This window comes from Maribacter polysiphoniae (assembly GCF_003148665.1).
GTDB lineage: Bacteria > Bacteroidota > Bacteroidia > Flavobacteriales > Flavobacteriaceae > Maribacter_A > Maribacter_A polysiphoniae.
This window is the reverse complement of record NZ_QGGQ01000006.1, coordinates 109,159-132,587: the sequence shown is the minus strand read 5'-3', so window position 1 is coordinate 132,587 and position 23,429 is coordinate 109,159. Positions and strand designations below refer to the sequence as shown.

The 23,429-nt window shown below is 42.1% G+C and carries 19 protein-coding genes; 8 read left to right on the top strand and 11 right to left on the bottom strand.

What is annotated here, in order from left to right; all coding sequences use genetic code 11:
• The first annotated feature begins 619 nt into the window (after nucleotides 1-619).
• Entirely contained in the window at nucleotides 620-2,017 is a 1,398-nt protein-coding gene (locus LX92_RS13575; protein WP_109651507.1) for a short-chain fatty acid transporter, read from the top strand.
• A gap of 203 nt (nucleotides 2,018-2,220) precedes the next feature.
• Here the strand turns inward: LX92_RS13575 and LX92_RS13570 are convergent, their stop codons facing one another.
• From LX92_RS13570 to LX92_RS13565, 3 genes are all read right to left on the bottom strand, one after another.
• Nucleotides 2,221-3,636 carry an alkaline phosphatase gene (locus tag LX92_RS13570; protein WP_109651505.1) on the bottom strand — a complete coding sequence of 472 codons (1,416 nt, stop codon included), beginning with the start codon at nucleotides 3,634-3,636 and terminating at the stop codon, nucleotides 2,221-2,223.
• 6 nt (nucleotides 3,637-3,642) lie between these two features.
• The gene (locus LX92_RS22450) at nucleotides 3,643-3,792 is read right to left on the bottom strand and encodes a hypothetical protein (RefSeq protein ID WP_170117851.1); all 150 of its coding nucleotides are present in this window, start codon (nucleotides 3,790-3,792) and stop codon (nucleotides 3,643-3,645) included.
• 473 nt (nucleotides 3,793-4,265) lie between these two features.
• Nucleotides 4,266-6,338 carry a hypothetical protein gene (locus LX92_RS13565; protein ID WP_109651503.1) on the bottom strand — a complete coding sequence of 691 codons (2,073 nt, stop codon included), beginning with the start codon at nucleotides 6,336-6,338 and terminating at the stop codon, nucleotides 4,266-4,268.
• Nucleotides 6,339-7,089: 751 nt separating this feature from the next.
• Between LX92_RS13565 and ppsA the strand changes: the two genes are divergently transcribed.
• The 4 genes from ppsA to LX92_RS13550 all read left to right on the top strand — a co-directional run bounded on the left by ppsA (nucleotide 7,090) and on the right by LX92_RS13550 (nucleotide 11,486).
• Complete coding sequence (ppsA, locus tag LX92_RS13560; RefSeq protein ID WP_109651893.1) at nucleotides 7,090-9,498, top strand: phosphoenolpyruvate synthase; 2,409 nt, start codon at nucleotides 7,090-7,092, stop codon at nucleotides 9,496-9,498.
• Complete coding sequence (locus tag LX92_RS22290; RefSeq protein WP_146197835.1) at nucleotides 9,473-9,667, top strand: hypothetical protein; 195 nt, start codon at nucleotides 9,473-9,475, stop codon at nucleotides 9,665-9,667. Before ppsA ends, LX92_RS22290 begins: the two co-directional genes overlap by 26 nt.
• Nucleotides 9,655-10,344 (top strand): 2,3-bisphosphoglycerate-dependent phosphoglycerate mutase, encoded by a 690-nt coding sequence (locus LX92_RS13555; protein ID WP_109651501.1) that lies wholly within the window; start codon nucleotides 9,655-9,657, stop codon nucleotides 10,342-10,344. Before LX92_RS22290 ends, LX92_RS13555 begins: the two co-directional genes overlap by 13 nt.
• Nucleotides 10,345-10,439: 95 nt before the next feature.
• Entirely contained in the window at nucleotides 10,440-11,486 is a 1,047-nt protein-coding gene (locus tag LX92_RS13550) for a class I fructose-bisphosphate aldolase (RefSeq protein WP_109651499.1), read from the top strand.
• Between the two features lie 85 nt (nucleotides 11,487-11,571).
• Here the strand turns inward: LX92_RS13550 and LX92_RS13545 are convergent, their stop codons facing one another.
• From LX92_RS13545 to LX92_RS13510, 8 genes are all read right to left on the bottom strand, one after another.
• Nucleotides 11,572-12,648, bottom strand: a complete 1,077-nt coding sequence (locus tag LX92_RS13545; protein WP_109651497.1) for an ABC transporter permease — start codon at nucleotides 12,646-12,648, stop codon at nucleotides 11,572-11,574.
• The gene (locus LX92_RS13540) at nucleotides 12,645-13,622 is read right to left on the bottom strand and encodes an ABC transporter ATP-binding protein (protein ID WP_109651495.1); all 978 of its coding nucleotides are present in this window, start codon (nucleotides 13,620-13,622) and stop codon (nucleotides 12,645-12,647) included. Before LX92_RS13540 ends, LX92_RS13545 begins: the two co-directional genes overlap by 4 nt.
• Nucleotides 13,622-14,770: an NEW3 domain-containing protein gene (locus LX92_RS13535; protein WP_109651493.1), complete on the bottom strand. Its 1,149-nt coding sequence runs from the start codon at nucleotides 14,768-14,770 to the stop codon at nucleotides 13,622-13,624. Before LX92_RS13535 ends, LX92_RS13540 begins: the two co-directional genes overlap by 1 nt.
• A gap of 70 nt (nucleotides 14,771-14,840) precedes the next feature.
• Nucleotides 14,841-15,803 carry a DUF4340 domain-containing protein gene (locus LX92_RS13530; RefSeq protein ID WP_109651491.1) on the bottom strand — a complete coding sequence of 321 codons (963 nt, stop codon included), beginning with the start codon at nucleotides 15,801-15,803 and terminating at the stop codon, nucleotides 14,841-14,843.
• Between the two features lie 22 nt (nucleotides 15,804-15,825).
• Entirely contained in the window at nucleotides 15,826-17,328 is a 1,503-nt protein-coding gene (locus LX92_RS13525) for a GldG family protein (RefSeq protein ID WP_109651489.1), read from the bottom strand.
• Nucleotides 17,329-17,343: 15 nt separating this feature from the next.
• Nucleotides 17,344-18,066, bottom strand: coding sequence for an ABC transporter permease subunit (locus LX92_RS13520; RefSeq protein ID WP_109651487.1), 723 nt, complete (start codon nucleotides 18,064-18,066; stop codon nucleotides 17,344-17,346).
• A 2-nt stretch (nucleotides 18,067-18,068) separates the two neighbouring features.
• On the bottom strand, nucleotides 18,069-18,998 hold the full coding sequence (locus tag LX92_RS13515; protein WP_109651485.1) for an ATP-binding cassette domain-containing protein: 930 nt from the start codon (nucleotides 18,996-18,998) through the stop codon (nucleotides 18,069-18,071).
• 101 nt (nucleotides 18,999-19,099) lie between these two features.
• Nucleotides 19,100-19,519: a hypothetical protein gene (locus tag LX92_RS13510; RefSeq protein ID WP_109651483.1), complete on the bottom strand. Its 420-nt coding sequence runs from the start codon at nucleotides 19,517-19,519 to the stop codon at nucleotides 19,100-19,102.
• 719 nt (nucleotides 19,520-20,238) lie between these two features.
• On the opposite strand from LX92_RS13510, the gene LX92_RS13500 reads away from it, so the two are divergent.
• The 3 genes from LX92_RS13500 (at nucleotide 20,239) to LX92_RS13490 (ending at nucleotide 23,412) form a co-directional block, all read left to right on the top strand.
• Nucleotides 20,239-20,925 carry an NUDIX hydrolase gene (locus LX92_RS13500; protein WP_394340346.1) on the top strand — a complete coding sequence of 229 codons (687 nt, stop codon included), beginning with the start codon at nucleotides 20,239-20,241 and terminating at the stop codon, nucleotides 20,923-20,925.
• A gap of 98 nt (nucleotides 20,926-21,023) precedes the next feature.
• On the top strand, nucleotides 21,024-22,715 hold the full coding sequence (locus LX92_RS13495) for a ribulokinase (protein ID WP_109651479.1): 1,692 nt from the start codon (nucleotides 21,024-21,026) through the stop codon (nucleotides 22,713-22,715).
• On the top strand, nucleotides 22,708-23,412 hold the full coding sequence (locus LX92_RS13490; RefSeq protein WP_109651478.1) for an L-ribulose-5-phosphate 4-epimerase: 705 nt from the start codon (nucleotides 22,708-22,710) through the stop codon (nucleotides 23,410-23,412). Before LX92_RS13495 ends, LX92_RS13490 begins: the two co-directional genes overlap by 8 nt.
• The last annotated feature ends 17 nt before the right edge of the window (nucleotides 23,413-23,429 follow it).

Genomic DNA, 23,429 nt, shown 5'->3' with positions numbered 1-23,429 from the left:
TTTGTAGGAAAAATAGAATGCTTCCCCTTCATAGGTGTAAAAAATGCAACAAAAAAGGCAGGGAAGCCATACCCCCGTTGTGTTATAAGCTTGGAACTTTGAGGGATAATGAACTAACCTATCGCTGCAGTTAATGCAGGTTGCCTTTTTCCAGTCAAGGTTATCATTTATAAGATTAAACCATATCCCATTTTGGCAGAACCTCAATAGGTATGGTATTTGGTTTTACGGTTAAAAAAAATACTGACCACAAGAGGCTGTAATGTCTGATATAAACATTATGGCAATTGTCCTAATTCTTACCGTAGCTGACCTGCACGCTAAAAGTAGGGATAATCGTTACCTTAAGGGGTATCGTAAAACCCCAACACACTGTTAATGCGGTAGTCGGGATTTTTTGTTTGATTTTTTCCCAATATATCTTCTTATGAAAACAATAGGACAATGGTTTCCTTAAAAGTCTGTAGCCCAACGGTGTAGAATTTCCTTCGGGTGGGATTTTTAACTGGAAATCCCTGAAATCCATTATCTTTAGTGAACAGGTGGGTGTTTTCCTTTGGAAAAGTCAGCAACGGGACCGTAAACAAAACCATTGGGAAGAACCATTTAAAAGTTGAATATGATTGATAAACTTGGAAAAAAACTAACGCATCTATTTTTAACATATATACCCAATGCATTTGTTTTTGCAATACTCTTAACCTTTATAACCGCTCTTGGGGCTTTTCTTTGGTTAGACACCACCCCAATGAAAATCATAACCGCATGGTATGATGGATTTTTTGATTTATTGGGGTTTGCGATGCAAATGGTCTTGATTATCATTACAGGATTCAGCATCGCATTGTCGCCTATAATCAAAAGAGGGATAGATTCCATTGCGCGACATATCAATTCCCCAAAACAGGTATACTTTTTAGTTGTCTTAATCGGTTTGTCATTAACCCTTGTAAGTTTTGGATGGGTCGTTATTACCTGTGTTTTAGCAAGGGAATTGGCACTACGGGTTAAAGGGGTTAACTATCCTTTTTTGATTGCTTGTGTTTACATTTCAGCGGGGGGCTGGGTTTCAGGGTTATCAAGTTCGATACCCCTACTTTTGAATACGGAAAATAATTTTTTGATTACTTCCGGGATATTGTCGGAAGTTATCCCAACCTCCTATACCTTGGGGTCAATCTTAAATATCACAATGATTGTTACCCTGCTTATTGCAACACCATTGATTTTACTTTTTCTACGACCCAGGGACGCACAGAATAAGGAAATAACCGATTTGATGACCGTTAAGGAAACTTCAAATAACCAAACTATAAAAGAAGAGGCTTTAAGTTTAAGATTGCCTTTTAAATCATATTCCGACAAGTTGAACAATAGCGTCATCCTTCAGATGATCATTGTTGTAATGGGCTTTGTCTATATCTTTTATCACTTTATGACAAAAGGATTCGATTTGAATCTTAATATCATGATTTTCATATTCCTTATTCTTGGTTTACTTCTACATCAAACACCGATGCGTTATGTCATTTCGATGAAACAGGCAAGTAGTAATATTTCCGGAATATTGTTTCAGTATCCTTTTTATGCCGGTATTATGGGTATTATGTTATATACAGGGTTGGGTGAAGAACTTGGACAACTATTGGCATCGCAAGCGAGTGTGGATTCCTATCCTTTTTTCGCTTATTTAACTGGAGGCATCGTCAATTTCGCAATTCCATCGGCTGGAGGTGAATTTGCCGTGGTTGGCCCAAGCATGATCAATGCCGTAAAAGAAATAGGTGCAGGATTACCGGCAGATGAAATTACTGCAATGATTGCAAGGGCCTCCTTGTCTGTAGCCTATGGAGAAAGTTTAAGTAATATGTTACAACCTTTTTTCTTGTTGCTTGTATTGCCAATAATGGCAAAAGGCATTAAAATACAGGCACGTGATATTATGGGTTATTTGGTTTTACCGTTTCTTATCCTTTTTGGTATTCAATCTATTATGGTTACTTTCTGTCCGATATAAAAATCCCATTGTCAACCCCCTATTCAAATAATAATAGGCAATACCAATGAAAGCACTACAATGTATCCTATGAAAAGTACGGGTGTAGTTTTCTGGCGTTGAATAAAAATCCTTTCAAAGGTTTCTATTCCGTTACATTCCACAAGGTGATCCCTTGTTGCTATTTAGTACAGTATCCCATAAGCAAATGCCCGGGAACCGGATTAGAAGTTGTTCTCAACTTCAGCAGCTTCCAACATCAAATAATGCAAGTCTGTGTTTTTAATAAAAGGTTTCAATAGATCACTTCCCGGACCGAACATCGCAAGCTCCACATAATCGCCGGAATGGTTCATGCTGATCCACCCAACGGAATTGTGTTGTTTCTGAATTTGGGCCAATTCATGAAAAGGCAGCTGTTTGGGGTTATACAATCCTTTTTCGGTATTTATGTTGTTGTAGTAACTTAAAAGTACATTGGCTTCTTCCTTCGTAATGCTGATATTGTTGGCGTATTCGATTCTTTCCTTTAATTGGGAGATTGAAGTTTCTTTTCCAAAACCATTTAAAATCCACTCATTGGTGTGTTTGTATTGTTGGATGCTGTCGAATTTTTTGTTGGCCTCTTTATCATAGATGACCCCGGGGTTTGCATTACCGTGGTCTGTTGTCATGATCACCAGTGTGTTTTCATCCTTTTCCGCAAAATCTATCGCCACCTTTACGGCTTCGTCATGTGCTGTTTGGTCGTATATTAAACCGGCAATATCATTACCGTGGGCAGCCCAATCCACTTTACCGGCTTCTACTTGTAACACAAAACCTTCTTCATGGTTTTTCATGCGGTCAATTGCTTTTTGTGTCATTTCAGCCAACGTCGGGATTTTTTGGGCGAGTTCCTTATTGTTATTTCTATCCACGGTATACGGCAAGCCATCATTATGGAAAACACCTAGAATGGGTTTGTCCGTAGTTGCTTTCAGCATCTCGTCCCTGCTTTTGACCACTTGATAGCCTTCAGCCTCAAATTTTTGGTACATATCTACCTTGTCCTTGCGATATTCTGCGGAAAAATAATTGTTTCCCCCACCCATCATAACATCAAATTTCAGCTTTAAATACTTTTCGGCAATGCCTGCTTGGTCATTTCTACTTTTACTGTTCACACAAAATCCGGCAGGTGTTGCGTGTGTTATGGGTACGGTGGTCACACACCCCGCCATTTTGCCGGCCTTTTTGAATTTTTGCCATATCGGGATGTATGCTTCTCCCTTGGTTCCTATATTCAGTCCTCCATTGTTTATCCTAAAACCACTTCCCCAAGAAGAACTTGCGGCAGCGGAATCCGTAACAATGGAACTTGCGGAAGCCATATCCATTAAGGCCCTATTGACCCTGTTGTCCTTATACAATTGAAGCCAGTTACTTCCCTTTCCCGTTTTTCTTGAAAGGTATAAATCGGCCATGTTCAAAGTTCCGGTACTCATGCCGTCACTCACCAGGATGATTATATTCTTTGCTTTTTTATTTCTGTTTATCGCATCGGGCGCTAAGGTTGTTGCCTTTAGATCAAAAGGACTCAATAAGGATGAGCCAAGTGCAAAAAGAGATCCGTTTCTGAAAAATTTTCTTCTATTCATAAAATATTATTTTACATAAAAAAACAGTCTTAAATACACCCCATTTACAATGGATCCATACAACAAATCAATGCCGATAAGCCACTGAATGGTTTCGTGGCCTATCAAAAATCCCGTTAATTCAATACCATCGATATGGATATAAGGAATATTCAAAACAGTTGGGTTTGGAAAGGTTGGAACAACATGGAAATCTGAAATACGGTAACAAAGGCGCTAAAAATGCATAACTCGATCAACCAGAAGGGAAGATCCTTGAAGTTGTTTCGTAGGAAATGATATGCTTTGACCATATTACTTTGTTTAATCCAAGAAATTAAACCCATACAATAACCAAAAACACAATCAAAAATGGTTGTGGTCAATCCTTGATCGGACTAACACCATAAAGGTACAAAAACGTGTTTGATCCAAGTGCAAATATCCGTGATAATAGGGGGTGATTTTGGGCCGTATATTCCCATAGTGGCACTACCTGTTTATTTTTTCAATGAGACAGGATTAATCATGGTGTAGCCCTTATGTATGGTTGTTGGCCACAGTTCAAATAAACAATGGAATCAAAACATGGAATCAAAACATAGAATCAATACCTATATGTCGTCAAATAGTTGGTGTGGTCTATTTTCTTAATCCAACAATTCTGGCGTATCAAGGATGAGTTCTATTTTCTTGATAATGACGGTGATTTGACTCATTTGTGTTTCTATATTCCTGAAATAGAGACTAATATCCCTGTTGACCCAGCTTTCGGAAATCACCCTTGCGCCCAGGCTGATTCTTAAGACAGCACTTTCGATATCATTGCCATATTTTACATTGACCGCTTGCCCTATATGGCATTTTTGGGCAGCAAGTCGGATTGTTTCCAAAGAGGAATCCTGAAATTGGTCAGATAAGTCGGAATTCAACAAGGTGTAGAGCTTTTTTACCTTATCAATAGGCAATGCCTCATTGTTCTTAAGGATAAAGAAAGGGAAAATAGTACGTATATTCCGAATTCCGAATTCCTTACTGTTGTAACTGTTTGTTTTTGTTTCGTCCCCATATATCGGTTCTAAAAAACTGGCGTCTTTTATGGAATCCTCAACAAAATTGCAAAACATCTCAATACCCATGTTCCTATAAAGGATCGGTGTTCTGTAATATCTGTCCATTTCGACCATAGCAGCGTTCCAGCGCATATAGGAACCGTAATTATACCCGCCGGGCAGATCTTTTGAACAGAACCACGACGTTGGCCAATCGGAATGATTGTAATATTTGGTTAAACCTTCTGGCAGTTTGTTTTTTACGGAATGGACTAATTCACCAACACTTTTGGGCAGGATCAAGGCACCGGAGTAAGGAGGGCCGGTAAAGTATTTACTTCCTGTTATGGTAACAATGTAGCCTTTGTTCAGATAATTCTTAATGTCTTTGGGGTCCAATCGAAGTTGCGAACCATCCACGATTATCTGCATCGACAATTTATCGAGGGTGTTCAGTCGTTGAATGAGTTCGTCACTGGGGGACTGGTAACCCAATTTCGATTGATCCATGGTATGCAATACGACATGCCTACCCAATTCATTGGTTTTGGAAATGGCATTGAAAACCTCATCGTCCAATTGTTTGGTCGATTTCAACGCACCTTTTTCATCCCTAAAAGTGATTTTGATGACATCAACATCCCTAAAGCCTTCGATTTTATCGCCTTTCTTAACCGGATGGTTCAAAGCGGTGGTATTCTCAAAATGACATCCTTTCAAAGCCGCAGGTACACCACTGCCCGTTTCATCGGAAGCCACTAAGACATGGGTAATGTCATTCTGGGAAACAATTTGGGTAATGGCCGCTATCTGCAATGCGGAATCGGTGCCCGAGGGTGAAAAAATGATTTCACACCCATCATATAATTTAAATACTTTTCTAAGATTGTTTTTCAATAATTCGGAAAACTCAATAGTGGTCTTTTCAAAACCATTTTTCAGGCTATTCCTAATGAGTATACTTCTAACTTTATCCGTTTTATCAAAAGCATAATTCGAAACGCTGGTTGCTGTAGAAGAGGCAAAAGTAAATGCTTCGGGCCTGGGAAAAGGTCGGCATCCATATTTGTTCAACAAATCAATTTCGTCGATGTTCAATCGAAGATCACCACCGTCCATCAATAAATACTCAGTGGGCTTTGCCAGATTTTCAATTATGGGTTTCCAAGATTCCTTAAATTCCTTGTTCGTGTTCTTTAATCCATGAAAAGCCTGTAATGCTTCATTTTTCAATATTGATTCGGCATTGTGGACTTCCTCACTTTTAATCAGATCGATTAAAAAATAATCAAGGGATTTTAATTTCTCCTTATCATCCTTAGGTAACAGCTTGTAGAATATCTTGGTGACCTCAATCGCAGCCATATCACATAAAACGGTATCCTCTTTTTCGCCACTCAAAGCTTTGTACCAAAGTTGCCATTCGATACCATATCTTAAATACACCAAGGCCAAAACAGGTTGTTCTAAAAACAACGAACCAATGACAATCGATTTATTGGGTACGATCTTAAAGACATTGGGCTCATTGTTGGAGGTAATGATGTTGATGTTGTTTATCTTCGGTACCGTATTGAATCTTTTTAAAACGCGAACCAGGTAATTCACATTTTCCTTTTCAAATAAACTTGTTCTTTTATATTGATTTTCAATAAGTATATTATTTGTCATAGGTGTTTTGATTTAAAACGTTCGTTAGAACGAAGTTCGCATTCGGGAATATTTTCCCAACCATCCGGATTTTGTATTTCTTCTGTTCCCAAACTTCGAAAAGAACGCCTTTATAGCTATTAAGGGGGATTCCAACATATCAACCATTTTTATATGGACAGCATTGTTTTCAATGCATTGAATTTTTCGCCGATAAAGGTCTTAATATATTCGGACAATTAGGTGGTTTAGTGGCAAATAATACAAATTATCCATAAAAGGTTCTACCATTATTTCGTCTCCATTTGTTTTATGCAAGTGATATTGTAGTGTAATGTATGAAAATCGGGGTAAAATTGCCAAATGAAACAACCCCAAAGGGGGAATCCCCGGCATAACTTCTTTTTACCCAAATTCAGCACTGCAAAAAAAAGCATTTAAAAACAAGTTTGAAATAGTTTTAACGAAATTACAACTAACTGGGCACACTACTTAAGTAGCGATATCCAGTCCTCCGTATATTATGGGAAGACGATGAGGTTCCCTTTATCTTTTTAAGGTTGATGCAATCACCACCACGTCTTCATCGGGAATCCATGGGTATAATATGATGTAAAGGTGCAAAAGCACCAAAATGGTAGTGCCTTAAGCCATGACCGAAGGCTTCGAAAAAATCGGTGGCATGACCTAGGTCATGACCATTGGTGGGGATTCTCCTGAACTTTGAGGTTGGAAATCTTAGTCGTGAATGATCTTTTTAAAATATAAGGCAATGAAAAATTACATTCGACATTTTAATGAAATAAACATCAACGATGTTCCTATCGTAGGAGGGAAAAATGCTTCATTGGGAGAAATGTTCCAAAATTTGACATCAAAAGGGGTACAGGTTCCCGATGGTTTTGCAACCACTTCCGAGGCCTATTGGCATTTTTTACAGGAAGTTCATATACAGGATGAAATTTTCAGTCAATTGGCTAAATTGGATACCAAAGCATTCTCCAATTTAAAGGAAATAGGCGCCTCCGTTCGGAAGGCCATTCTAGATACCGAACTTCCGGATGATCTTAAGGATGCCATTGGGGAAGGGTACGATGCCTTATCGAAAAAATACAAGGGTGATATTTCTTTGGCTGTGCGAAGTAGTGCTACGGCCGAGGATTTGCCCAACGCAAGTTTTGCAGGGCAGCAAGAGAGTTACTTAAACGTTAAGGGAAAAGAAGGACTAATTGACGCATGTAAGAAATGTTACGCATCACTTTTTACCGACCGGGCCATCAAATACAGGCAAGACAATGGTTTTGACCATACAAAAGTAGCTCTGTCGATCGGTATCCAAAGGATGGTACGATCCGATTTAGCGGCTTCCGGGGTGAACTTTACCCTCGATCCCGATACTGGTTTTGATCAGGTAGTAATGGTTTCCAGTATTTATGGACTTGGTGAGAATATTGTGAAGGGTACCGTTAATCCCGATGATTATTTCGTCTTTAAGCCCAGTTTGGAAAAAGGCGTTTCCCAACCCATTATCTCCAGAAATTTGGGTAGCAAGGAAAAAACCATGGTCTACGATACATCGGGTAGCGGTACGGTAAACCTTGAAACCCCCTTAGGGAAACAGGAGCAATTTGTACTGACGGATGCCGAAGTGATACAACTCGCCCAATGGTCATTGATCATTGAGGAACACTACAAACGCCCTATGGACATCGAATGGGCCAAGGATGGTAAGACGAACGAACTCTTTATCGTTCAAGCAAGACCCGAAACCGTGCAAAGCGCAAAAAAAGACAAATTAAAAATCAGCACCTATACGTTGTTGGATAAAGGAAAGGAAATTACCAGGGGTATGGCGTTGGGTAATAAAATATCGGCAGGGAAAGCTAGGATATTACATAGTCCTGAAGAATCGGATAAACTACAACACGGGGAAATACTGGTTACGGAACGTACCAATCCCGATTGGGACCCCATTCTTAAAAAAGCAGCTGGAATCATAACGGATCAAGGGGGGCGTACCAGCCATGCTGCCATTGTTGCCCGTGAAGTGGGTGCTGCGGCCATAATAGGAACGAACAATGCGACAAAACGGATTAAGGACGGACAGGAAATCACCATTTCCTGTGCTGAGGGGGATACCGGTATTGTTTATGACGGTCGCTTGAAATGGGATGAAAAGGTGGTGGATATTTCAGCCTTGGATAAGCCACATACCCAGCCGATGTTGATCCTTGCCGATCCAGACCAAGCCTTTAAATATTCATTCTATCCAGCGGAAGGCGTTGGGTTGATGCGATTGGAGTTTGTTATCAATAATTCCATTCAAATCCACCCTATGGCCTTGAAGCATTTTGATCGACTAAAAGACACTGCCGTTAAAGAAAAGATCCAACAATTGACCCATCACTATCCTAATAAGTCCGATTATTTTGTACATAAACTGGCAGAGGGCATCGCCATGATTGCCGCAGCCTTTTACCCTAAGGATGTTATCGTACGTACCAGCGATTTCAAATCGAATGAATACGCCAACCTTATAGGGGGTACGGAGTTCGAACCCAAGGAATCGAACCCTATGCTTGGTTTTAGGGGTGCGTCGCGATATTATAGTCCCAAGTACCAGGAGGCTTTTGAATTGGAGTGCAAAGCACTGAAAATGGTTCGGGAAGATATGGGATTGGACAACGTAAAAATCATGATACCCTTCTGCCGAACATTAAAAGAAGCTGCAAAGGTTGTAGAAGTATTGGAAGAAAATGGTTTGAAACGGGGCGAAAAAGGTCTTCAACTATATATGATGACCGAAATACCCAATAACATTATCCTGGCGGAACAATTTGCTGAATTCTTTGATGGATTCTCAATCGGTTCCAACGATTTGACCCAATTGACCTTAGGCGTGGATAGGGACTCTGAATTGCTGAGCGATATCTTCGACATTAACGACCCTGGGGTCAAACAAATGATTGCAATGGTCATTAGATCGGCCCATATGACCCACACCAAGATCGGGCTTTGCGGACAGGCACCCAGTGACTATCCCGAATTTGCCCAGTTTCTCGTGGAAAAGGGAATCAATTCCATCTCCTTCAATCCAGATGCATTGATTTCGGGAATACGGAACATAAATAAGGCAGAGAAAAACGAAATACATTTTGGGATGGCAGAAAGCGGGAATTGAAAAGGAACACCCATTACATGAAGGCAGTAATATGCAACGAACACAATGGGTAGAAGGTGGCGATGCCATCTCCATATTTACGGAGGATGATGTTTCGATTGAAATCCTGGATTATCTGGAAGAAGGAGAAACATTGGGAAATAAAATAAAAATAAAATGGGAAAATTAATATTGGTCAGGCATGGGAAGAGTTTATGGAATGTAAAAAACGTATTCACGGGATGGACGGATGTCGACCTTGCCCCCGAAGGGATCGAGGAGGCAAAAAAAGCGGGGAAGCTCATCAAATCGAACCTTATCGATGTTGATGTTTGTTTTTCCTCCTACCTGAAACGGGCCATCCGTACCGCTTGGATCATATTGGAGACTGCGGATATGATGCATGTTGATTGTCATTATAGTTGGAAATTAAACGAGAGGCACTATGGGGATTGGCAAGGAAAGAACAAAGATGGGGTGCTCAAGGAAGTGGGGGAGGAACGCTTTTTAAGTGTACGAAGGGGCTATGACACCCCACCTCCCAACTTATCCGAAGGGGACAAACGTAATCCCCGATTCGATTCGAATTATAAATTACTGAACCCTTCGGTTTTGCCGCTGGGCGAATCATTGAAGGATACCTCAAAAAGGGTCGTTAATTATTTTTTCGAAGCCATTGCCCCCGAACTGGCAAAGGGAAAAACCGTTCTTGTTTCGGCCCATGGCAATTCATTGCGGGCATTGATCGAATATTTAGAGCATATATCCTCAGAAGATATAGCAAAGGTCGAAGTCGCTACAGGGGTACCACATCTCTATGAATTTGACGGTAAGCTTAATGTCATTGACAATTACCAATTGGAATAGATAAAGAATGGAATGTAATATTGAAGAAGGACGATACGGTTAAGACCTACGATGGGATAAAAAAAACATATTAATAACACATTAAAACAGAAGAAATGCAACTTGAAAAATATTTAAAAGACGAAACATCCTATTTGTTAGATCACGTATGTGGCACCATACCCAAAGATAAAATCAACCTGCCAGGTCCTGATTTTACCGATAGGATCATGGCGTCATCCGATCGTTCGAACAGGGTATTGGGAAGTCTACAACAGATTTTTGATCATGGTAGGCTGTCAGGTACGGGGTATCTTTCACTTTTGCCCGTGGATCAAGGTGTAGAACATTCAGCAGGGGCCAGTTTTGCCCCAAACCCTGAATATTTTGATCCAGAGAACATTGTAAAATTGGCCATTGAAGGGGGGTGTAATGCCGTAGCCTCTACTTTGGGCGTACTTGGGGCGGTTTCGCGAAAATATGCACATAAAATCCCCTTCTTGGTAAAATTGAACCATAACGAATTATTAACCTATCCCAACACCTTTGACCAGATCTATTTTGCCCAGGTAGAACAAGCCTGGGATATGGGTGCGGTAGCCATAGGGGCCACTATTTATTTCGGTTCCCCGGAATCGGACAGACAGATAATGGAGACCAGCAAGGCTTTTAGGCGTGCCCATGAATTGGGAATGGCGACAGTATTATGGTGTTACCTGCGTAACGATGCCTTCAAAAAGGATAAGGATTATTCCGTTAGCGCCGATTTGACCGGACAGGCCAACCACCTTGGCGTGACCATTGAGGCTGATATCATCAAACAAAAACAACCGACAAACAATGGTGGCTTTCTTGCCTTTGATAATTTCGGGAAAACCAATGAATTGGTGTACAGTAAACTCACTACCGACCACCCTATTGACCTGACGCGATACCAAGTTGCCAACTGCTATATGGGTCGTGCCGGACTCATTAATTCCGGTGGTGCTTCAGGCAAGGATGATTTTGTCGGTGCTGCTCGTACGGCAGTCATCAATAAAAGGGCAGGAGGTATGGGACTGATTTCAGGAAGGAAAGCATTTCAAAGGCCTATGAAGGAAGGTGTTAAATTACTACACCTTATTCAAGATGTTTATTTGGATGAATCGATCACAATCGCTTAGGCCGAACAGACTTAATCCAATATATGGTTCCCTGTCCATGGACAGGGAACTTTATTCCCCATGCACCGTCAAATTGCCTGATTTGCTAACCCCTAGAACGAATTTCACGCTTCATAAAGAGCAGGTACGAAAACAAAAAACACAATAAGGTCAATGCCAGTAACCCCGTAAACTGCGGCCAAACCAATAGGATACTCTGTCCTAGGGGCAAACTACTTGGAATGGCTCCTTGCATCTGTTCGGTGGTCAGTGGTCCCAAACTACGTACGGAAGGTACCAAAATGGCAGAGGTGATTTCATCAAATAGTTCATTGGGCATTATTTGAACCAAATAAAATTTCAACTTTTCATAGAAATAGATGGCCTTCGGTGAGGCGTATTTAGAGGGTTCATATCCCTTGATTATCAAATTGGCGATCAATGGGTAGAATATGGTGAAAAACAGCCATACCGCTATACCAGACAAAGCGGAGGTGGCCGATTGCCTAAAGCGGACCGAGAACAATATGGAAAGGTTCAACCAAAAAGAAACATATACGATGCTCAATACCGTATAAACCATAATGCGTATAAATTCTTCCGCTGTGGGAGGAATACCCAAAGCCAAAAGTCCAGCCCCGAGGACCAAGAAGCTTAAAGCGAAGAACATCACACTGATTACAATGATCCCCGCCAAAAATTTGGCGTTAAGTATACTGTCCCTTGGGATGGGCTGCGCCAATACACGACTCAAGGTACCCCGATTCTGTTCCGAACTAATGGCATCAAACCCTAGGCTTATCCCGAACAAGGGGCCAAGGAATCCCACAAAGACAAAATACGCGGGCAAGGTGCCATCAGATTTAGTGAACAGATTCAAGAAAAAGAAGTTGTTTTCTGTAGTATCGTTCACTAGGACCTTCATTCCATCTGAGAGTGTAGCGAATAGTGTTCCCATACAGGCCAATGAAATAAGGGCGAATAGAATAATAAAACGCCAGTTTCTAATATGGTCGGTGATTTCCTTTTGTACCATTACTTTGAAAGGACTCAATGCCAAGGAACTATCACTACCCAGATTCCCGTTATTAAACAATGAAAAGGAATTTATATGGGAGATCCATTTGGGTAATTTTATAGCGGTTAATTTTGATGTTGCCCTTTTAACTATTTTATTCTTCATATCCTTTTTTCTTCTTCTTGAAAATATTGATGATAAATGTCGTCCAAACCATATTTCTTCTTGCTTAGATAAGCAAGACCGTATCCGGAGTTAACAATAAGCCGGGACAATTCGGCCGATACATCCTTTTTGGATTCCACTACAAAGTGGTCTTTGTCGACCTCCACAAGGGAAACCTCCTTTATCCGTTTCATTTTGTTGACGACCTCCTCCAAGGAATCGGAAGCTTGGTTTGGATTTTCGTCCATGGGGGTGATTCCCCCCTCTAGGGTAAAGGTGTTCTTGGAAAACAACTGTTCTGCCAGCGAGCTGATTTTTCCTTCGGCCAATAATTTTCCTTTCACAAAAATGCCCACACGATCGCAAAGTTGTTGAACCTGATGCAGGTGGTGGGACGAAAAAAGAACGGTAATCCCTTTCTTTCTGCTTAGTTCGACAATCAGTTGAAGGAATTTTTTAACGCCCTCTGGGTCGAGCCCCAAGGTTGGCTCGTCCAATATTATTACCTCCGGGTTTTTTATAAGTACATCCGCTAGGCCCAAGCGTTGGCGCATTCCCCTGGAATAGCTGGCCACTTTCTTGTCCATTTCCTCCTCCAGACCCACCTCGGCTAGTGTTCTCAAGGCTGTTTTTTGGGCCTGTTCCAAGGGGATATTGTTTAAGCGGGCTACGTACAAAAGATTCTGTAACCCGGTATAATCGTTGTAAAAGCCAACATCCTCCGGTAGATACCCGACCTTTCTTTTGACCTCAAGGGGATGTCTGGTGGTGTCTATCCCGCAGACCTTAACACTCCCCGAATCTACTTCGGTAAGCCCTAAAAGCATTAATATTGTGGTTGATTTCCCCGCCCCATTGGGCCCCAACAGACCAAAAATCTCACCTTTATCAATAGACAGTGTTAAATTATCCACTGCCACATGTTGGCCGTACTTTTTGGTCAATCCGTTTATTTCTATACTCTTTTCCGCCATTACCTTCTACCGTATTTTTGAAACAGGTAATAAATGGCCCCCAATGTTCCCAGTATGATGAAGATTCCCAACCATCCCCATAATAAGGGAGTCTTTACTAAAAGCCTTAAGGCTGCGGTAGAGGAGGCCTCTGGTGTTTTGGCCGTTATCTTGGATACATAGTCTCCGGGGACCGACTTGTCGGCTGCTGTTATGGTTGCCTGAACCTTTGTGCTGGCGCCGGCCTTTATGAGTGGAATGCTATCGGGTTCTATCGATATTTCCCAATTTTTGGGTTTGTTATGGGTGAAGGTGATATTCCGCAATTCACTAGAGCCGGTATTCCTGACTAAAAGCTCCAATTTCTTTTCCCTTCCTGAGGTTATACTGTAACTCAATAAACCATTGGGTGTGGTAAGTTCCATTTCATAGCTCCCTTTGATAACCACTTCCAATTCCAATTCGGCCGTACTGTATTTATTGGCCGCCTTAATGGGGATTTTATAGGATCCGGCTTTCACAAGGGGAGAGGGTTTTACCTCAACCGTGATGTTCGTTGTTTTTCCGGGGGTGATCTCCACTGCGGTGGCTTGTCTGCCATTGGGTTTGAAAGCTACGTTCCAACCCCGTGGTGGTGCCGCCAACAAGGAGTATACTTGCTTTTCGCCAGTGTGGTTTTTTAATTTTGTCGAAAAGTTGAAGTTGGATTTCGAATGTCCTTCCATATTGATTTGGTCGGAAGTGAATTCGGTCTTGAAGGTTCCTTCCTCAGAGACGTTGATGACCAAGGGAAGTACATCGTAGTTCTTGGCAATTAGCTTAATATCGTATTTACCTTTCTCTACCTTTAGCGGTACATTCACCGTAAATGACAGGGTTTTTTTCTCACCCGGAAGTACGGCGATTCGCTTAATGGTATACCCTCCGGCTTTAAGGGATGAATTCCAATCTTTGGGCAATCCCGACAGAAGGATTTCCACATCCTTCAACTGACTTCCATTGTTTTTGACCTCAACGCTATAGTCAATGGATTCCCCTGGGGGTACTGAGATATTCGTATAAGGGGTGTATAAAATAACACCGTTACCCGCCTTGGCAACCGCGCTATACAGGAATAAAAAAGTAAACAAAAACAGTACGTTCTTTAAATGGGATTTAGTGGGTTTCATATATAATGGTTTATAATTCATAAAATGCTCAAAAGTTCGGGTCGTTATAACCTCAGGTTCAATATATGGCTCATTTTTTATCGGCCTTGAAATACTTCTTGTCAACAAAAAGGCGTTTAAACATGCCTGCGGAATCGCTCTCGATAAAAACATCCGGATGTTGGGACGAATTAAGGATGTATTTATTCCCTAAGGTATCTGCATAGGCCTTTACAATAAGCTCATCCATAGATGCGCCACGAACGGTTAAAGTGCGGAGGGCTTCCTCATTTGGCACAAATGTGTCCGCAAATAGGGAGCTGTTCTGGCTGCGGAGGATATTTAAATAACGGGCTACCTTGGTACTGTCGGTTTGGGAACCGGGGATAGTCCATAGGGAGTTGTTTTTCCTTAGAATAAAATTCTCTTGGTCGGTACTTTCAAATCTCAGCTCGGTAATCCGGTCCTTATCCAACTGTATGAATTTTGGATTCCTCCATGCGTTGAACTTGTGGTTGAACGCATCCGCGATTTGGTTATTCAGGGCATAGGTTTCGGGTTTGTCGTTTATTCGAAAGTAAGTGGACCCGGTCAATGATGCCCTACCGTATTGGGATGCCGCTGTCTGTTCATATGAGGTTTTACCGAAGTAAATGGTCGTAGTCCCTCCACTGCCTTTTTCTTGAATCTCCAGTTTTCTCGCCAAGGAATCCGTGAGTCCATAGCTTTGCCATTTGTCTTTTGTCTTGGCTACCAAGCGTTGGGCCTTTATATCCTGCAGTTGACCCAATGCACTTCGTACCCGTGTTAGGTTTGCTTTCGATTTGATATTGGCCTGTGTAACCTCCCAATCCTTTTCCGATCTTGAGATTAGGATAGGTTCCTGTTCCGTTTCGCCCGGTGGGTATATAGTCACTTTTTCCACCTTCGAGGAATCCAATTGTATTATTTCAGGATTGAAAGTAGTGCTGCCATTACTCTTAAAATAACGGGAGGAAAAATAGAGTAGTACCAAAATGAGCAGTACCGCGAGCAACAAGTTGTTTTTCTTCATGGCGTATTCTTCGTTTTAGTGATCATTCATAATTTTCTTCCAATCTTCGACTGCGCTTGTTTTTGTTCATTTGCATCCGTACCATGCCGTAAACGATTACCAGGACAATGGGCAATAAAAAATTGGCATATTTCAAAGTGGTCTTGGTTCCTTCTTCCAATTTGGCTATTGGTCTATAGCGTATTCCTTTGGTCCTAAGGTCGATCAGACCCGTATCGTCGCTCAGCCAATCGATGGCATTGACCATCAGGTTCACGTTGTCGGCCTGTAGCGACTGCTGATTGCCTCCAACCGGGAAATCCCCATCGGCAACCACGTAAATGCGGGAACGGTTACCGTTGGGATGGGTCTGCTCCAAAACCCCGGAAACAATCCGGTTGGGAGCGTTGAAATCGTTATCGGTCCATTCCTTTTGGATATTAAAAAACTGGGGAGCCGGTATACTTCCCGATTTTTTGGAAGAAAACGCCAAGGGTGTAAAAGTGGAAAGGGAATCCTTGGCCGTAAATTTCAGCGAACTCGCAAACTGCATCACTACGGCATCCAAGCCCTTGGTACTGGGGTGGTCTGCAAATTCATTGATGATGGGGATGTATGGGAAGGCAACGTTGGACGTAATATTAAAGAAACCCTGTCGCTGTTGTACGGCAATGGTGGCACATTGGGCGTCGATGACAAAATCTTCATGTACTTCCAACCCTTTTTCATGTAGCCATTTCTCGACCCCGGTAGTTAATCCGGCTCCGTAAGAGTTGTTAAGGTCTCCGTTGACCCTATTCAGGGCAATGAACAAATTCCCCCCGTTTTCCAAAAAGGTGTCCAGTTGGCCGAGGGTAGCGTTATTGATGGTGTCGGTTGGGCGCACCAAGGCCAGGGTCTTGATTCCTTTGGGGACGGCTACACTGTCGTTTACGGTTACCGCCTTAAAATCGTACAAAACATCCAAGGCCGTTTTTACTTGGGAGAGGTCGGTAATGGAAGCTTGGCCGTGGCCTTGCATCAAACCTACCTCGGGTTTATCGGTTATGGCCATTTTTTTTATGGATGAGGACAACAGATATTCCAATGGTGCCCCGGGCTGTACAAACGGAATGGTTTCCTTGCGGTCTTCCAATTGCAAAACAGCTCCCAAAAAGGCCTTTTGTTGCTTCATCTGATCCTTTTCGCGAACATTGATCATTACGGGATTGATTCCCGCTTCCATGGCCTCTTGTTCAAGGGACTCGTTTTCGTTCGGATTGATAAAGGTGTAGAACAGATTGTCGTCGGAGTGTCGCGCATACTCGATCAGGTATTCCTCAAAATCGTTTTTGGTCTTGGCGATATCGGGCGGAAGGTTTTCCGAAAAATAGGCCTTTACGGTAATCGGGTTTTCCAAGGATGCCATGATGTTTTCCGTGGCATCACTTAGGGTGTACTGTTTGTCTTCTGTAAGGTCTAGCCTAAAAAAATACTGTTCCGATACCAGATTGGCAAACACCAAGATTGCGATGATCAGGACAATGGTTAGGTTTGTTTTTTTCATTTGATATACAAGCGTTTAAGAAATATGTCTTTTGGATAGGGACCATTCCCCTAGGTATAGCCCCAACACGGTTATAGAAAGAAAATATACCAGGTCCTTGGAGTCTAAAACCCCTCGGGAAATGGACTCAAAATGGGATTGAAGGTCTAGGGTATCGAAGATTTGCCCCAGACTACCTGTGAAATTTTGGGCCAATACCCCGAAAATGATCTGAAAAAATAAACTAATGAGCAAAGCGGTCATAAAGGCCACAATCTGATTGGTGGTAATACTGCTTGCAAAAATGCCTATGGCCGTGTAGGTGATACTGAGCAACAGTAATCCGAGATAGCCGCATATGGTACCACCGTTATCGAGATTTCCGATATTCGATACCGTAATCACATAGGGTAGGGTAGCCGCCAAGGCAATACAGACCAATAGGATGGATCCCAAAAACTTACCAAGAATTACTTCCCTGTCCGATACCGATTTGGTCAAAAGCAGTTCCAAAGTGCCCGTCTTTCGTTCCTCGGCCAACATTTTCATGGTAATGGCGGGAATAAAGAAGAAGAGGCTCCAAGAGGCAATATTGAAGAATACGCGTAGGTTGGCCTGACCTACCAAAAAAATATCGTTTCCATAAAGCCAGGTGAAAAACCCACTAAACCCTAAAAAAAGGACCAGAATAATATAGGCGATGAGTGAGTCGAAAAAAGTTGCCAGTTCTCGTTTGGCAATAGTCCAAATGATATTCATATTTAATTTACCGTTAAGTTTCTAAAAATGTCCTCGAGTTTGGTTTCCAAAGGCGTGAGTTCGGTCAGTACCCATTTTTTTTCCACACAGAGATTAAAGATGTTCCGTTTGGAGGATTGTTGGGCGACACTCTGTACTTCGAATACGTTTTCTTCCCGTTGTATGGGGTCTACATCCTGTACCGTATCAAGGGCATTCAGGGATTTTATGATTTTTCCAGCCTCGGCGTCTTCAATGCGCACCCTCAAAACTTCATTGTCCTGTGCTTGTTTCCTTAGGGTTTCGGGGGTTCCGTTTGCTACTATTTCCCCCCTATTGATGATTAGGATACGGTCGCAGGTAGCTTCTACTTCTGGAAGGATATGTGTACTCAGGATAACGGTTTTCTCCTTCCCAAGGTCGCGAATCAGTTTTCGGATCTCTATGATTTGGTTGGGGTCAAGGCCCGTTGTAGGTTCGTCCAACACCAAAATCTCCGGATTATGGATCATGGCCTGGGCGAGTGCCACACGTTGGCGATATCCTTTGGATAATTCCCCGATTTTTTTGTGCTTTTCGCGGTTAAGACCACATAGTCCGATCATTTCACGGATCCGACTGTTTAACTTGGTCTTTTCTACCCCTTGAAGGGAGGCACAGAAGGCCAGATAGTCAATTACCGGCATATCCAGGTACAACGGATTGTTTTCCGGAAGGTACCCAATATGTTGTTTAAAGTTGCTCTCGGGATCGGTTACACTTTTACCGCCGATCCGTATATCACCTTCTTCAATGCCGATGTAGCCGGTGATCATTTTCATTGTGGTCGATTTCCCAGCTCCATTGGGGCCGAGAAACCCGAGGACTTCCCCGGTCTTAACATCAAAACTGATGTTGTTTACGGCCCTTTGGGGACCATAGGTTTTGGTCAGTTTTTCTATTTGTATATCCATGTGCGATATATCATATATTGATTTGATTGAATAATTCCTGAATGTTCATGATGTATTTCCCCATAGAACCGGACTTTTCGATATTCTTTTTTTTGACTTGCTCATGAAGCCGCGATCCTATTGGATGTTGGCGCTGGTTTTGAAAACTTCATGATATCCCTTTCTTTCTGTTCACCTGTAAGGTGTACTTTCAGGATTCCATTGTGAAAGCGTATCGTATTTATATGGCGATACCGTTTATTGGGAAGCGCAATTTGAAAATCCATATCCTTTTTATGTCTTGTCAAGGGCGTCCCCTTGTCGGTATAATCGAAAATGCGTTCAGGCTGTTTTATTTTTAGATGTAGCATCCCGTTGTGTACCCTTACAGAGTGGTTTCCTTTTTTAAGGAAATTGGCGGCGATTAGGACTTGGGCACCGCTATCGTCCAATTTCATTTGAAATTTTTTGAATCGCAACGGAGGAAAGGAACGAACCCTCCGCAGGTGTTTTTCTTTCGTGGTTTTCTGAAGTGATTCCATAACTATTCATTTAAATTATACTTTGGTTTTAAAAAGTATTCGTCTAAAAAAACAGAACGAAAAATGATTCTTGGGTATTGAAAGGAAATCCCGGTCAGCCCATTTTGGTTAATGGGAATGCAGGCCTTTTACAGGTGCTTCAATGGGATAGGATAATCTCATCTGTAAAATTTGAATTCAAAAAATTTATTTTCCAAAAGAAAAATAGGGAGAAGATGGTCAATCAACATCCCACTGAAGGAAGGTTCCAAAAGGCGCCCGCTCGATTTGCTATTTGAGTAGAGATCATCAGATGTTCTATCAATCGGCCAAACAGAAAACGCGGGCGAAAAGTCGTCTTCATGTTCATTAAATTGCATGGTATCGCTATTTCAAATTTTGAATAAAAATATAAATTCAACAAAATACAAAAAGTTAAAAAATGCAAAAATATCGGTTTACCGTTCTTGTTTATATTTTGGAGAAGGGGTGATTGGTAAGGGTATGGTATGTGCAACACATTTATAATGAATGGTTTAGGAAATGGGGGTGCACAGGTGCTATATTTTTCGCCTATGGGAAGTCATTTGCGTGAAAGGATCCCCTCGAGTACCATATGTACCCATTATGTGGTCGGTTTGGGTAACGGTTGGGATGGGTTGCCATAAAGAAATAAGTGTTAACTTAACACCTAATTGGTTTTGTTTATATTTGGATACTTGTAATTTCAATTTGTAGTAATGGGTGAAATGGATAGGGCCTATAAGGAAGTTCAGCAGATTACCCTTGCTGTTGATTGCATAATATTTGGTTTTAATAACAACCAATTGGAAGTGTTGCTCATCCATCGAGGTTTTGAACCCGAGAAAGAACGTTGGTCCTTGATGGGTGGTTTTGTTGGGAATAGGGAGGATCTCGATGCGGCGGCCCACCGTATACTTCATGATTTATCTGGACTCGAGGATGTGTATATGGAACAGGTACGCACCTTTGGTAAGGCTGATCGCGATCCTTATGAGCGGGTAGTTTCAACCACGTATAGCGCCTTGATATTGAAAGAGCGGTACAAAGCGGAACTCATAGCGCAATACAGGGCTAGATGGTTTTCCATAGATGATCTTCCAAATCTGATTTTTGACCATAAACAAATGATAGTTTCGGCCTTAAACCGTTTGAGAAGAAGGGTTCGGACTGTTCCTATTGTGTTTAATCTGCTTCCTAAAAAGTTTACCTTGCCTCAATTGCAAAAATTATACGAGGGTATTTTGGGGGAAGAACTCGATAAGCGAAATTTTAGAAAAAAGTTGAATACAATGGATTTCTTGGTCAAATTGGATGAAAAGGACATGTCTGGCTCTAGAAAGGGCGCGTATTATTATCAGTTTGACGAAAAAAAGTACGATCGCGACACGAATTTTAACATCTGATAAATAAGTGTTTTTATAACACTTATAATTATACTATATTGCTTTAAATATTTTAGGGAGGTGTTTCAATCAGCATCTTCTATTTAAATTCATTGATTATGCCCATAATTACTTATAGCCTGGGATTGGATTTCGGCTCGGATTCAGTCCGGGCGTTGTTGGTCAACACAAAGACTGGTGAGGAAATCGCCACAGCCGTTCATTATTACATTAGATGGAAGGAAGGGAAGTTCTGTAGGCCCTCAAAAAATCAATTTAGACAGCATCCCTTGGATTATATTGCAGGTGTCGAAAGCACCATTAAGGATATCATAAACGAAGTGGGTCATGATATCGCAAAGAATATTATTGGTATCGGTGTTGATACCACAGGTTCAACACCAGCCCCGGTGGATGAAACAGGAACTCCTTTGGCTTTGCTGAAAAATTTTGAGGATAACCCCAACGCCATGTTTGTCCTTTGGAAAGACCACACGGGTATCAGGGAAGCCAAGGAGATTAATGATTTATGTAAAAAATGGGAGGTGGATTATGCCCAATATGAAGGGGGTATCTATTCTTCGGAGTGGTTTTGGTCCAAGATTTTACATGTCTCTAGACAAGATAAGGCTGTTCATGAGGCCGCTTATTCGTGGGTAGAACATTGCGATTGGATCCCTTTTTTATTAACGGGTGGAACCGATGTTCGGGAAATGAAACGTAGCCGATGCGCTGCTGGCCATAAGGCATTGTGGCATGAGTCTTTTGGGGGCTTGCCCTCGAATGACTTTTTTGCAACCTTGGATCCTTTGTTGGATGGATTGCGAGATCGGTTATATGAAAAGACCTATACTTCCGATGTTCCCGTAGGGACCTTAAGTCCCGAATGGGCGAAACGACTTGGGTTGTCCGAATCGGTTGTAGTTTCGGTCGGGGCGTTTGATGCGCACATGGGGGCAGTAGGGGCTAAATCGGAACCCTACTATTTAACGAAGATCATGGGTACTTCAACCTGTGATATTCTCGTTGCACCGATGGAAGGGGAAGAAAAATTGGTCAAGGGAATCTGTGGTCAGGTCGACGGTTCGGTCATACCCAATATGTTGGGGTTGGAGGCTGGCCAGTCTGCTTTTGGTGATATTTATGCATGGTTTGAAAGGCTTTTGGCTTGGCCCATAAAAGAAATTTTAGGTGCTTCAAGTTTGATTGATGAAGCCACTAAGGGGAAATTGATCCAAGAAGCAATGGATCGCCTTATTCCAGATTTAAGTGAAGCCGCTTCAAAGGAACCTATTGGAGCTGCCGGTGAATTGGCCCTTGATTGGATGAACGGAAGACGTACCCCGGATGCCAATCAGAATTTAAAAGGCGTTATCGCCGGAATCAATTTGGGCAGTACTGCCCCGAAAGTCTTTCGGGCCTTGGTAGAGGCATCCTGTTTTGGGGCAAAGAAGATCGTAGACCGGTTTTTATCCGAAGGAATACCGATCAAAGGAGTGGTAGCACTGGGCGGAGTAGCCAAAAAGTCTCCCTTTATCATGCAAATGATGGCCGATGTACTCAATATGCCGATTAAAGTGGTGGCGTCCGAGCAATCCTGTGCTTTGGGTGCGGCGATATTCGGTGCCGTCGCGGCCAAGGCATACCCCGATGTTCCTGAGGCCATGGAAATAATGGGTAGTCCGTTTGAAATTGTATATGAACCGGACGGTAACCGTGCAAACGCTTATTCATCGGTTTATGAAGAATACAAGGCGCTTAGTGACACAATGGAAAAACACATCATGAATCAAGTTAGGGCCAATGGGTAATTATAAAAGATTAAAAGAAGAGGCCTATGAGGCCAATATGCAGCTTCCCGAATTGGGATTGGTGCTTTTTACCTTTGGAAATGCCAGTGCTGTAGATCGGGACAAAGGGGTGTTTGCCATAAAACCTAGTGGTGTGCCTTATGCCGAATTGAAAGTCGGTGATATGGTCATCTGTGATTTTGATGCTAAGGTCATCGAAGGTAAAATGAGACCTTCTTCCGATACCAAGACTCATGCTGTTTTGTATAAGGAATGGGAAAAGATAGGAGGGGTTGTCCATACCCATTCCACCTACGGTACCGCATGGGCCCAAGCCATTAAGGATGTTCCTATTTTCGGGACTACCCATGCCGATCATCTGATATCCGATATCCCATGTGCCCCACCCATGAAAGACGAATACATACAAGGGGACTATGAGTATATGACAGGTTATCAGATCATAGATTGCCTTAAGGAACGCGATATCGATTACAACGAATTAGGTATGATCCTAGTTGGCAGCCATGCCCCGTTTACCTGGGGGGAAACCGTTGCTAAGGCGGTATATCATAGTGCAGTATGTGAGGAAGTGGCAAAAATGGCCTATTTGACCTTGCAGATCAATCCGAGTGCCGCACCCTTGAAGACTGCGTTGAAAAAGAAACATTTTGAGCGAAAGCACGGCAAGGATGCCTATTATGGCCAAACGGAATAGTACGAATCAACTAAACT

Coding starts and splice junctions, on each gene's coding strand:
- LX92_RS13520 (WP_109651487.1), bottom strand. CDS start 18,066: ATGAATATCATTTGGACTATTGCCAAACGAGAACTGGCAACTTTTTTC.
- LX92_RS13490 (WP_109651478.1), top strand. CDS start 22,708: ATGGGTAATTATAAAAGATTAAAAGAAGAGGCCTATGAGGCCAATATG.
- LX92_RS13500 (WP_394340346.1), top strand. CDS start 20,239: ATGGGTGAAATGGATAGGGCCTATAAGGAAGTTCAGCAGATTACCCTT.
- LX92_RS13530 (WP_109651491.1), bottom strand. CDS start 15,803: ATGAAGAAAAACAACTTGTTGCTCGCGGTACTGCTCATTTTGGTACTA.
- LX92_RS13525 (WP_109651489.1), bottom strand. CDS start 17,328: ATGAAAAAAACAAACCTAACCATTGTCCTGATCATCGCAATCTTGGTG.
- LX92_RS13565 (WP_109651503.1), bottom strand. CDS start 6,338: ATGACAAATAATATACTTATTGAAAATCAATATAAAAGAACAAGTTTA.
- LX92_RS13545 (WP_109651497.1), bottom strand. CDS start 12,648: ATGAAGAATAAAATAGTTAAAAGGGCAACATCAAAATTAACCGCTATA.
- LX92_RS13535 (WP_109651493.1), bottom strand. CDS start 14,770: ATGAAACCCACTAAATCCCATTTAAAGAACGTACTGTTTTTGTTTACT.
- LX92_RS13555 (WP_109651501.1), top strand. CDS start 9,655: ATGGGAAAATTAATATTGGTCAGGCATGGGAAGAGTTTATGGAATGTA.
- LX92_RS13510 (WP_109651483.1), bottom strand. CDS start 19,519: ATGGAATCACTTCAGAAAACCACGAAAGAAAAACACCTGCGGAGGGTT.
- LX92_RS13540 (WP_109651495.1), bottom strand. CDS start 13,622: ATGGCGGAAAAGAGTATAGAAATAAACGGATTGACCAAAAAGTACGGC.
- LX92_RS13550 (WP_109651499.1), top strand. CDS start 10,440: ATGCAACTTGAAAAATATTTAAAAGACGAAACATCCTATTTGTTAGAT.
- ppsA (WP_109651893.1), top strand. CDS start 7,090: ATGAAAAATTACATTCGACATTTTAATGAAATAAACATCAACGATGTT.
- LX92_RS13515 (WP_109651485.1), bottom strand. CDS start 18,998: ATGGATATACAAATAGAAAAACTGACCAAAACCTATGGTCCCCAAAGG.
- LX92_RS13570 (WP_109651505.1), bottom strand. CDS start 3,636: ATGAATAGAAGAAAATTTTTCAGAAACGGATCTCTTTTTGCACTTGGC.
- LX92_RS13575 (WP_109651507.1), top strand. CDS start 620: ATGATTGATAAACTTGGAAAAAAACTAACGCATCTATTTTTAACATAT.
- LX92_RS13495 (WP_109651479.1), top strand. CDS start 21,024: ATGCCCATAATTACTTATAGCCTGGGATTGGATTTCGGCTCGGATTCA.